The following is an 11,867-nucleotide window of genomic DNA, read 5'->3' on the forward strand; positions in this document are numbered from 1 at the left end:
ACTTGTCCCATCTGATCTTTTTCTCTATAGTTAAAGTTAATAGATTACCAGAGGAGGAACAAATTACAGATGAAACCTTATATGAAAGTCTCTTTGGCTGCACTGGCGATTGGTGTTGGCGTGTGGATCGGGGCGGTATATAACGATACGGCCATTGGTGCGGGTACGAGTCAACCGGGAACCGCAGATGATCCGGTGGTAACGAAGAGTTATGTGGATCAGCAGATTGCAAAAGCGCTGGGTGGCGGAGCTACTACAAGTCCAGGCGCGTCCACTGGCAACAATGGATCGACGGGAACAGGCAACACAGGCGGATCAAGCACTGATCCGGGGTTGCCGCCGCTGGTATCAGGTGCAACCGATGCCGTAGAGATTGTAACCGTGAAACCGGGTCAACAGCTGCTCGGCAAATCCGGCGCGGAGTTCATTGTACGTAGCGGTAAAGCCGTGATCGTCAGTGAGGGTACGAATGGTGTAGCCGATCTGACGGACGGGGTGGACCTGACGAATGGGCAGGCAGCGCCGACCAATCACCTGCTTTCTTTTCCAAGGGACGGACGTGGCATTACGGTTCTGGATGGTAATAAATACAGCCTGACCGTCATGGTACGCGGTGGATATACGTTGAAATAGGTTTTGCAGTTTGATGTGAAATTATTCTTTATCACTTATTTGTTATTGCTCAGATTAACCAGTTCTAACAATCATTAATACGGCTAGCCGGGCAAGTTCCTGCTCACTCTATACCTGTAGACAACCAACTAACGGAGGTGCAGGGACAATGGCTAGAAGTAATAAGAAGGTCGTACCGGAAAGTCGTCAAATGCTCGATCAGATGAAGTACGAAATTGCTGCCGAATTCGGTTTGAATGTTGGATATGGTGGGCGTGGAAGTCTGGCTGGCGCAGATACGGAGTTCGGTGGAGAACTTGGCGCGATCAGCGATCATTCATATGGGCAATATAAAGGATGGGGACATCTCACATCCCGGGAGAATGGATCAGTCGGTGGAGAGATTACGAAACGCTTGATTCGTCAGGCAGAACAGCACCTCTAGAACTCATACGTAACGTACCCTGAATTGACACCACTTGACAAATACGATAAGATGGCAGTTGAGGTATGCAACCTTTTCCACTAGGGAAAGGTTGATTTTTTGTTAAGGCAATTACCTGAAAAATCCTTGTCTTCGTTATTGCGGATCAGTGTCCTTATTATACTGTAAGCTTCTTCGAGGGTATAGTGAACGAATCGCCGTTATGTTTTGTTCGGGCAATCGCCATACTATCGTTATGGGAGGTTGAACACTTCATGTCTATTAAAGGCCGACATCTATTTACATCAGAGTCTGTAACCGAAGGACATCCGGATAAAATCTGCGATCAGATCTCGGACGCCGTATTGGATGCGTTTCTTGCGAACGATCCAAACGCTCGTGTAGCGTGCGAAGTTTCGGTAGCAACAGGTCTTGTGCTCGTTATTGGCGAGATCAGCTCCGCGTCTGAATATGTGGACATTCCGGCAATCGTACGGAATACAGTAAAAGAAATTGGGTACACTCGTGCCAAGTACGGATTTGATTATAATACATGTGCGGTACTGACATCACTCAATGAACAGTCCGCTGATATTGCACAAGGTGTTAATGCCGCGCTGGAGCATCGTGATCCAGAGCAAATGGCACGTGAAACAGAGAACATTGGCGCAGGTGACCAAGGTTTGATGTTTGGTTTTGCAACGAACGAAACACCGGAGCTAATGCCGCTACCCATCGCATTGTCTCACCGTATTGCACGCCGTCTGGCGGAAGTGCGCAAGAACGGTACGCTGGATTACCTTCGTCCGGATGGTAAGACACAAGTGACGATCGAATACGACGGTGACAAACCGGTACGTGTGGACACGATCGTTGTATCTACACAGCATGCGGAAGAGACAACACTGGAACAAATCCAGAAAGACATCAAAGAGCAGGTCATCCTGCCTGTTGTTCCAGCAGAGTTGCTGGATGAGCAGACGAAATATTTCATTAACCCTACAGGGCGTTTCGTTATTGGCGGACCTCAAGGGGATGCAGGCCTGACTGGACGTAAAATCATTGTTGATACATATGGTGGTTATGCACGTCATGGCGGTGGTGCGTTCTCGGGTAAAGATCCGACAAAAGTAGACCGCTCTGCAGCTTATGCCGCTCGTTATGTAGCGAAGAACCTGGTTGCTGCGGGTCTGGCCGACAAAGTGGAGATTCAACTCGCTTACGCGATTGGTGTAGCTAATCCGGTATCCATTAACGTGGACACATACGGAACAGGCAAAGTTAGCGAAGAGAAGCTGGTGGAGCTCGTACGTAATAACTTCGACCTTCGTCCAGCGGGCATCATTCGTATGCTGGATCTGCGTCGTCCGATCTACAGACAAACGGCTGCTTACGGTCACTTTGGCCGTACAGATCTCGATGTACCTTGGGAACAAGTGGACAAAGCAGATCTGTTGAGGACGCAAGCAGGTCTGTAATACGTTCGTGTAAACATAAAGCTCTTGGTTCCGTTTAGGAATCAAGGGCTTTTTTGTGCTAACGGATATTGAGATACAAAGAAAAGCTTTACAAACTCATTTCTTTAAAATGACATAAATAATGTATATTATGGAATTTTAGGGTAGTTATTTAATGCTTACATATGTAAACATCATGATTTGTAATCCAAATTACGAAGGAGGTTGTTTTCATTGTTTAAGAAATTGATTAATCTATCTGTTATTTTTAGTTTGGTTTTTTTATTTGTTGGAGGAGAATTCACTGTTAAAGCAGAGTCGGGCGACTGTCAATGTTCTAAAAAGTGCTAATTTGAGTATTCAAGAGATTAGAGAGAAGTTGAAAGCTGAAGGGGTTGAGATCATAGATTCCCTTTCTAGCAGGGATAGACTTTATGTGGACTCTTTATTGGATCAGAAGCTTAAACAGTATAATAATGAATTAGAGAAATTTAAATATGATGAATATTCGTTACTCCTTAATGCTGAAATGTATAAAGGATTTAAAAACGTCCAGATAAATAGTGTAACATATGAACAAATTGCTGTTAAGTACGTAGTTTTGGAAAATAAGTCTACTGGAGAACTTATAACACAGTCAGCGTGGGTAGATCTCAAAAGTAAAGATATGATTGATTTAAGTGTAGTTCATATCGATGAAGATCAAAATTTCAGTCTAATCTTTGATTACAAGAATTATTTGGTTGGTAATGGCATGGATTACTCCGCGAATGACTTTAATTTTAATGGAAAAAGCTTTGCTTGTAGTCTAACGGGGGGTTCGCATGTATCTCGTATTGTGGCATTTGGCATGTTGTAAATCCTGCAGTAGGAGTAGGATGTGATATTCTATGTGGAGGGGCATTTGCCTTTGCATGTGCTGGAGTATAAAGGAGATATGTGATTAAAATGAAACAATTCTTTTCTATACGATCCATCTCTTTATGGATGTTGCCACTTATACTTATTATTTTGTATACGTTTTTTCGTTATGGTACTTTGAAATCCAGTCTGATTTCTTGGTTTTCACCATTCGAGGGAGCATATCTGGTATATATCGGTTGGTTTCTGATTGGTTTAATTATTGATATCCTGTTATTTTTAAGACGTAAATAAGTTAAGGAACTGCATAACCTTGATAAATGTCCTCATCTCTTGTTAATGTTTGACTTGTAAAGTCTCGGTTAACAACGTAATGAGGGCTTTTCCATGATGAAATTCCTGAGAATCTTATTAAATATTAGAAGCTTGTGGCCAAGTCATATCGTAAAAAAATCAATACACACTAATCCATAAATTAAATGTAATATATACCCAAATAACTAACAGATATTCCTTCTATGGCCGACATACATATAGAGGTCTGTACATCAGACATAAGGATTAAGGATTAGGGGGAAGGATAGGTGTTTGTGAAAAATTGGGCCCGAAAGGGATGGATTGCACTATTGGTCGTTATGTTGGTGACACAAGGTTTGCTACCCGGGTGGACAGGCGGAAATACCGCGTATGCTGCGGACGATCTCACCTCGAAAGGAATTAGCGCCACAATACCTTTGTTAAATGCGACACAGGCGGATGGAACGCAGCCGCTTAAGATTGAATTCACCAACCCTGTGAAAAAGGTAAATGGAACAACCGAGAAAATCATCATTCGACGATTTTCAGATAACTCGGTAGTGCGTGAATTGAATGTCAGCGATCAGGCTGTAAGTATTACACCGGATGATTTGGCTGTTGATCCATATCTGGGAAAAGTGGTTACGATTACGCCTAGTCCGGCATTGCCAGGTGGCAGCTTCTATGTTTCTATTGGCAGTGGATCTTTTGCTTATGCGGACAACCAGCCGTTCACTGGCTTGAACAAAGAGTGGACCTTTCATGTCGCTACTGCAAGTCCGGCCAGACTACTTAACCGTACGCCGCAAACGGCATCTACGGGTGTATCGCCATCGGCTAATCTGACCTTGACCTTTGATCAGGCGATGTCCAGAGGTACGGGGAAACTGCAAATCTACCAAGGAAACACACTGTTTGAAGAGGTAGACGCGAACTCTTCACAAATTAGCTTCAATGGCTCCCAAACGACAGTGACGATTGACCCTGTCCGAAATTGGGCCAATAACAGCACTATATACATAGCTGTACCCGAAGGTTTTTTCCGAGATACACTTGGTAATGACACGGCAGCGATCCAGCGAATCGATTGGGGCTTCAGTGTGATCTCCGATCCATCGGCCATCACCGTAGCTTCGTTGTCTCCTGCGAATGGGGCCACAGGTATCGCTCTTAACACGGAGTTGAACGTAACCTTCACCAAAGAGCTGGATACGAGTTATTCTGCTCAAGCCATCCTGAGAAGCTCGAACGGGGGGACGGTGAACGCAACAACGATCATTAACAGTTCGAACAACCGTCAGCTGCGTATCATTCCGCAATCCAGCCTGACGAGTAACACGACATATACGGTAGATATTCCGGGTAACGTTTTCCGGGATCGGTCCGGCAATCTGTTCACGGGCCTAACGGGGACAACCTCCTGGACGTTTAGAACCTTGTCTGTTGACACGACACCACCGGTGCTCAAAACAGCCAAAATGTACAGCAATACGATTATTCGTCTGACGTATGATGAATGGTTATCTACCTTTGACCCGCTGCCTTCCAGCTTTGCAGTGACGGTCAATGGAGAAAATCGCAGTGTAAGTACGGCATATGTGTCGGGAGACAGTGTACACGTTGTGCTGGATACAGGTGTCGCTGTAGGTCAAGTTGTGAGAGTAGCTTATACTGCTCCGACGACAACTACACGCAGAATTCAGGACTTGTCCCTGAATGCAGCAGCGTCCTTCTCGGCACGCGATGTGGAAAACGGGCTGGATTCCATCATGTCCAAACCTCGTGAAGGTATGGCATATACCAACAGCATCATTCTCTACTATCCGGAGACGGTATATATCAACTCCAGCGATGCATATAAACAGTTCAGTGTTACTGCCGATGGCAAAAACATTGGCGTAAGCAGTATATCAACCAACACTAGCTCACAAGTTACGCTGAACCTTAGTTCTTCCATCAGCAATGGTGAGGTGGTACGAGTATCGTATCAGCCAGGAGACCAGCCTGTAAAAGACAGCCGCGGGCAGCCGCTTGCAGGTTTCAGCGGATTCTATGTACGGAACAGCAATGATTCGAAGCCGCCTGTCTTCCAGAAGGCTGAAGTAAACACGAATAAGCTGTGGATCTATTACAATGAGCCGCTCAGCCGGTTAAACAAACCGATGAATAACCAATACTCGGTATTGGCAGATGGCAAAGCCATTTTTGTGAACAATATAGACATTGATGACGATCTGGTGACACTAACGCTGGCAACGCCAGTGACAAGTACACAAGTGGTGACATTATCCTATGTACCGGGAGCCTCTCGATTGACGGATCTGGGGAACAATCAGGCCGCGTTGCTGGATCTTGTACCTGTTACACAGACTTTCGGAAACGGTACAATCCTGTCCGGCATTCTGCAGGGGGATACTATTCAAATTAACTTCCGAAACGCATTAAAATCAGAAGCGGCATTGACACCTTCGCAATTCAGAGTACAGATTGGCAATGAAGTCATTCCGGCTAGCTCTGCCTCTGTTAACGGATCAGTTGTAACCATTAAAATCTCCAAAGCTGCTCAGGCCGGACAGTCTGGTACAGTGACCTACACACCTGGCGGCGTACAGCTTAGAGATGCACTGAATACAGAAGTGGGTGCGTTCGGGCCGTTAACATTGCAGGAGAAGGCAGCGACTACGACGCCAACGGAAAATACATCGGTGGGACTCCCGGCGTGGCTGACGGAACGCAATGCCAATAACTCCGGTTTTGCTCAAAGTATGTTGATTCTGAGTACAGATGCAGCAACAGCTAAGATGGCAGCATCCCGTTATAACCGGACAACACAGCAGTACACCCTGGACGAAAATAAACTTGAACAGGCGTTCAATTATGCATCGAGCAGCTATAAGTTGAATCAACCGATTATATTTGAAGTCCCAACGACGAGTGAAGCAGCCTATGTGGGTATTCCATTCCACAAGCTCTCCCAACTGGCAGGCAAATATCGTGCAGGTACGATCGGGGTCAAATTTAAAGACAATGTATGGATGGTCCCTCTTGCGGACTTGGCGTTTGTATCTATGGGGCAAAGTGCAGGCATCACGACAGCTCCAGGGACAGCAACCATGTATGTTCAGATGGAGTCTGTGCCAAGACTTTCAGCAGGTGCCATGGACTTCATCTTGTCCAGATCCAATGCACAGAGTCTGGGAGAAGCAACAGAGACCTTTATTACCATTTTTAACGGCAACACGGGGAAAAGTGTAGAGCAGAATATTAAAAGTCAATATCTAACCAAGTTGCCTGGAAACACATCTACGCTGTTAACGACCTTGACAGCGATTGACCCTACCTCGCAATCGTTATCGTATATACCGACGGCTTACCGGACCTCTTCGACAGGGATCGTAGCACGTGGCTTGCTCGACGGTAATCGCGTGATCGCACCAATTACTCATCTGGTCAGCTTCTCAAAAGCACCGAATTGGTCCAGGGACGCCTTAACGGAACTCGCTTCCAAATGGATTATTACCTCGGATAATCTGGACAAGTACAACGTGAAAGCGCAAATTACCCGTGCCGAGTTTGCTGAACTCGTTGCGAGAGGATTAGGGCTCAAACCGGATGCTTCTTCAGCACAATTTACTGACCTTGGTAGAAGACCGGAGACCAATGGGTATATCGGTGCTGCAGTAAAGGCACGTATTATTCAGGGTGTAGGCAATGGGAAGTTCCAACCCAACAGCCCGATTACGCGTGAACAGATGGCCATTATGCTAGTCAACGCCATGGATTACGTAGGGCAGTTGCCGGCACTTCAGGAAAAAGCAGAGACTACGCTGAAGGTGTTTAAGGATAAAGACAAGATTAAAGCATCCAAGGATTATGTAGCCAAAGCTGTGCAAACGGGCATCATCCAAGGAAACCTAGATCAGACATTCAAGCCTCTGGGTAAGGCAACAAGAGAACAAGCAGCAGTGATGTTAAAACGGATGTTGAATCAGATTGGATATTTGTAGACATAGCCTATTAAGCTGGAGTCAAAACTCATAGAATATGAAGGTTCAACGATCAATATGCAGAATCATTCCCCAGGGATAGAGGGCTCACTCTATTCCTGGGTCTTTTTTTTACCAGAAAAGCCCTTAATATTCAGGATGAACGTAACTTTTTTCACTCAAAACAGTCTATTAATAGAAGGGTATGCTAGAGATCACGCTATGAAACTGTCACTTGGCAGGATCTGTGTGATATCTAAGATTGATATACAAGATGGGAGAGACGTTTCGAACATGCTGGGGAAACATGGGAAACAGCTGGAAGACGTTAAGCACAATAAGGCAAAGAAATGGGCAATTGTAACATTGGCCGGTGTAATCTGGATTGCACCCGTGATGAGTGCGGGTGGACAGATGTGGTCAGGGACTTCGTGGCAGTCCGTAGCCGCGGCGGCATCGACGAATACGAGCAAGCTGGGCGAAGAGATTTTGACTTCGGGCGCGAAGCTCATGAAATACAGATATACGACAACACGTTCAGGTTCGAAGGTAAATGTGCTTGCCGATGTGATTCAGGTAGATTTGCAAAATCCATACGTGAAGCTGGATGTAATGACAGGCAAGGGGAATAAATTAAACAGTAAACAAAGCACGGGTGGTATGGCGAAGGAAAACGGCGCAGTGGCCGCGGTGAACGGGGATTATTTTAACGTATCCGGCGAAATGTCACCGATTGGGGGTCAAGTCTCTGACGGTGTGTTGGTATCTACGCCATCCGAATTGAAGGGAATGTATGCCCTCACGGTAACCAAAGATGGCAAGCCGATGATTGACGAATATTCATTTGACGGTACAGTAAAGGCGCAGGATGGTTCAACATTCGCTCTGCGTGGGATAAATAAGGAGGACTATACGGTTGAAACGGGAGCGGGTTCATACAGTCATGCGAACTCCATGTATATTTATACACCTGCATGGACGTCAACGAAACGACCGAATGATCCTTCCACCACGCCGACGGAGGTGCTCGTACAGAACGATGTAATCACTCAAATTTCAGATAAAAAGGCATTAAACATGACCGTACCGGCGGATGGGTATATTCTCCGTGCACATGGTACAGCGGCAACATGGATCATGAGTCATTTGTCTGTTGGACAGACGTTAGGAGCAGAGTATAAGCTGGTCGCCAAAACGACAGGACAGTCGGTTGACCCAAGTAATCTGGAGATGATGATCGGCGGTCACACGATTCTGGTCAATGGAGGGAAACCGGCCTCCTTCTCACGGGATATTGCTTCTTCGGGCATCGGAGGCGTTCGTGCCAGAACGGCAGTAGGGTACTCCCAGGATGGTCGATATGTGTATATTATTGCAGCCGAGAAAAACAGTAACAGCAGCGGCTTGTCTCTGACCGAATTGCAGTCATTTATGACCAGTATCGGGGTATGGAAAGGCATGAATCTGGATGGCGGCGGATCGACGACAATGGTTACACGTCCGCTAGGTGAACAGTCGGCCAGTCTGACATTTAATACCGAGTACGGCACCGAGCAACGTCAAGTGGTTAATACGCTTGGAGTGTTCTCAACGGCGCCTGAAGGGAAGCTGAAAGGTTTTGCGGTAAGCGGCAGTCAGACGTTGCTTGCTGGTCAGGAAGGTAAATATTCCGCGAAAGGGTATGACACGTACTACAACCCGATCGCGACAGGTAATATTCCGTTGACTTGGAAATCCAGCAATAACGGTATTGTCAGCGTGAGCAACGGAACGATTAAAGGTGTGAAGCCAGGTACGGCAACATTGACGGCAACAAGTAGCGGAGCGTCTTCTTCCATCAAAGTAACGGTTCTTGGTGGCAACGAACTGGCATCCTTGACTGCCGGATCTGGTCTTGGATCACTCCAAGCGGGAACAACCGTCTCGATTCCAGTGACGGCTACAACGAAGAGTGGGCAAAGCGTGACGGTACCAGCCGATTCACTGACATGGGAATTCATTGGATTTAAAGGTAAAGTGGCTGGAGATCAGTTAACCGTATCTTCGGTGAATGACGGAGCACAGGTTGGTTATGCGATTGGCCGTTACGATGGCTACAGCACGGTTGTTGTACTCTCTGCGGCAGCAAGCGAAACGATCTGGGAGAATTTCGAAAATGTGAACTATCCCATTAACTTTACCACCAATGCAGCAGGTGTAACCGGATCAGCCGCAGTCGTATCAGGAACGGGTGAAAAAGCTAGCTCGAAGGTGTTGCAACTCAGCTACGATATGATGGGTGGAACCGGTAAAATGTATGCTTATGCGCAACTGAACGGTTCATCAGGCAAAGATGTATCAGCCGCCGCAACGTCGATGTCGATGGATGTGATGGGCGACAAGAGTCTGAACTGGCTACGTGCAGAATTTACGGATGCTAAAGGCAAAACGGTATATGCCGATCTCGCCAAAGCAATCGACTGGAATGGCTGGAAAAAGGTAAGTGTAGACCTGAACGGGCTAAATATGGCTTATCCGGCAAAACTGAAGCGTGTATATGTCGTTAACGTGGAAGAGGGACAGGATGAGCGCGCGATGACAGGAACGGTTGCGTTCGACAATATTGCGTTCACCATGCCTTCCAAATCCAGCGAAGTTGGATTGCCTACGGGGACAGCCTCACTGGTACTCGGACAGAAGTCGATGACAGTAAACGGGACAACAAAGACTATCGATGCAGCACCGGTTCTTAAAAATGGAACAACATATGTACCGATCAAACACGTACTGGATGCCTTTGGCGGACAGGCGAGCTGGGACAGCAAAAATCAGCGGATTACCGTAATCCGCGGCAGTAAGCTGATCGATCTGGTGGTAGGTCAGAAAGAATTTGTTCTCAATGGCAAAAGACAGAGCGCAACGGTTGCACCTTACGTAAGTGGTGGTAGGACTTTAGTCCCTCTAAGACTCGTTTCCGAGCAACTTGGGCTGACTGTAAAATGGGAACAGAACACGAAGACCGTTACCATCTCATCGTGATATGGTATGATATATACCGGAAACGATAGAAATGGAGTCGAACAAACGTGGATTTACAAGCCGATGCCATAGACCGCGTCATAAAAAACGCCATACAAGTCATGGAAAACAGCAAATATCAAATGTTTGAAATCATGGACTCCACTCGTGACGAGCTAAAAACGCTCAACGAGGAGCTCAAGTCAGTGCTGAAGGAAACGGCGGAAACGATCGAGAAAGTGGATCAATTGGAGCTGAATTACCGCCGTTCCCGGATCAGGCTTACAGAGGTAAGCCGCGACTTTGTCCGTTATTCGGAGCATGACATCAAGCAGGCGTATGAAAAAGCGACACAGCTGCAGCTGGATCTGATGATTTATCGTGAGAAGGAAATGTATCTAAAGGCCCGTCGGGACGATCTGCAGAAGCGTGCCAAAAATGTAGAGGCTTCTGTGGAGCGTGCCGAGACGATTGGTTCGCAGATGGGCGTTGTGCTAGAATACTTGTCAGGAGAGCTGGGTCAGGTGACCCGGATTATCGAGTCTGCCAAGAATCGACAAATGATTGGTTTGAAAATAATTTTGGCCCAGGAGGAAGAGCGGAAACGTATTGCCCGAGAGATTCATGACGGGCCTGCGCAGATGCTTGCCAATCTAGTGCTTAGGACGGAAATTGTAGAAAGAATGCTCATGAAGCAGGATTTTAAGATGGTCCAGGCCGAAATAGTAGATTTGAAAGGCCAGGTTCGTTCGAGTCTTGAAGAAATGAGAAAAGTTATATTCAATCTGCGTCCTATGGCACTGGATGATCTGGGATTGATTCCAACGCTTCGGAAGTATGTGCAGGATTTTGAGGTAAAAACAAAAATCCGGTCGCTTTTTGAAACAAGAGGCAAGGAACATCGTCTCTCATCTGCAATGGAGGCTGCAATCTATCGTCTCGTGCAGGAAGGTCTGTCTAATGCTGCCAAGCATGCTTATCCCACATATGTTGTCGTAGAAATTACATACCAGGCTCAGCTCGTCAAAATTGTCGTACAGGACAATGGGCTTGGGTTCAAACCGGAGCTTCTTGCCAAGAAAAGCAAGGATCACAACCACTTCGGTCTGATCGGGATGAGAGAACGGGTTGAACTGTTAGAAGGAAGAATAGAGATTGAATCCGCAGAGAACCAGGGAACGAAAATAGTCATTCATATCCCGACAAACGTGGATAAGGGAAAGGAGTAGCAGG

At 46.5% G+C, this 11,867-nt stretch carries 9 protein-coding genes; all 9 read left to right on the plus strand.

What is annotated here, in order from left to right:
* The first annotated feature begins 69 nt into the window (after positions 1–69).
* The 9 genes from M3629_RS19200 (at position 70) to M3629_RS19235 (ending at position 11,863) form a co-directional block, all read left to right on the plus strand.
* Positions 70–633: a hypothetical protein gene (locus M3629_RS19200; protein WP_251509508.1), complete on the plus strand. Its 564-nt coding sequence runs from the start codon at positions 70–72 to the stop codon at positions 631–633.
* Positions 634–781: 148 nt separating this feature from the next.
* A complete protein-coding gene (locus M3629_RS19205; protein WP_251509509.1) occupies positions 782–1,057 on the plus strand; it encodes an alpha/beta-type small acid-soluble spore protein in 276 nt (91 codons plus the stop codon).
* Positions 1,058–1,311: 254 nt separating this feature from the next.
* Complete coding sequence (gene metK / locus M3629_RS19210; RefSeq protein WP_154959354.1) at positions 1,312–2,514, plus strand: methionine adenosyltransferase; 1,203 nt, start codon at positions 1,312–1,314, stop codon at positions 2,512–2,514.
* Between the two features lie 331 nt (positions 2,515–2,845).
* Entirely contained in the window at positions 2,846–3,352 is a 507-nt protein-coding gene (locus M3629_RS19215; RefSeq protein WP_251509511.1) for a hypothetical protein, read from the plus strand.
* Positions 3,337–3,423, plus strand: a complete 87-nt coding sequence (locus tag M3629_RS28710) for a hypothetical protein (RefSeq protein WP_353056760.1) — start codon at positions 3,337–3,339, stop codon at positions 3,421–3,423. The genes M3629_RS19215 and M3629_RS28710 overlap by 16 nt, the downstream gene beginning before the upstream one ends.
* A gap of 18 nt (positions 3,424–3,441) precedes the next feature.
* Positions 3,442–3,648, plus strand: coding sequence for a hypothetical protein (locus M3629_RS19220; RefSeq protein ID WP_251509513.1), 207 nt, complete (start codon positions 3,442–3,444; stop codon positions 3,646–3,648).
* 290 nt (positions 3,649–3,938) lie between these two features.
* Positions 3,939–7,658, plus strand: a complete 3,720-nt coding sequence (locus M3629_RS19225; protein ID WP_251509515.1) for a SwmB domain-containing protein — start codon at positions 3,939–3,941, stop codon at positions 7,656–7,658.
* Positions 7,659–7,931: 273 nt separating this feature from the next.
* A complete protein-coding gene (locus M3629_RS19230) occupies positions 7,932–10,655 on the plus strand; it encodes a stalk domain-containing protein (protein ID WP_251509517.1) in 2,724 nt (907 codons plus the stop codon).
* 47 nt (positions 10,656–10,702) lie between these two features.
* Positions 10,703–11,863 (plus strand): sensor histidine kinase, encoded by a 1,161-nt coding sequence (locus M3629_RS19235; protein ID WP_090922925.1) that lies wholly within the window; start codon positions 10,703–10,705, stop codon positions 11,861–11,863.
* Positions 11,864–11,867 lie beyond the last annotated feature (4 nt).

The organism is Paenibacillus polysaccharolyticus (genome assembly GCF_023714295.1).
Taxonomy (GTDB): Bacteria; Bacillota; Bacilli; order Paenibacillales; family Paenibacillaceae; genus Paenibacillus; species Paenibacillus polysaccharolyticus_A.

What these genes read in the sequence shown, in the direction of transcription:
- M3629_RS19220 (WP_251509513.1), top strand. Translation starts at nt 3,442, where the DNA reads ATGAAACAATTCTTTTCTATACGATCCATCTCTTTATGGATGTTGCCA.
- M3629_RS19200 (WP_251509508.1), top strand. Translation starts at nt 70, where the DNA reads ATGAAACCTTATATGAAAGTCTCTTTGGCTGCACTGGCGATTGGTGTT.
- M3629_RS19205 (WP_251509509.1), top strand. Translation starts at nt 782, where the DNA reads ATGGCTAGAAGTAATAAGAAGGTCGTACCGGAAAGTCGTCAAATGCTC.
- metK (WP_154959354.1), top strand. Translation starts at nt 1,312, where the DNA reads ATGTCTATTAAAGGCCGACATCTATTTACATCAGAGTCTGTAACCGAA.
- M3629_RS19230 (WP_251509517.1), top strand. Translation starts at nt 7,932, where the DNA reads ATGCTGGGGAAACATGGGAAACAGCTGGAAGACGTTAAGCACAATAAG.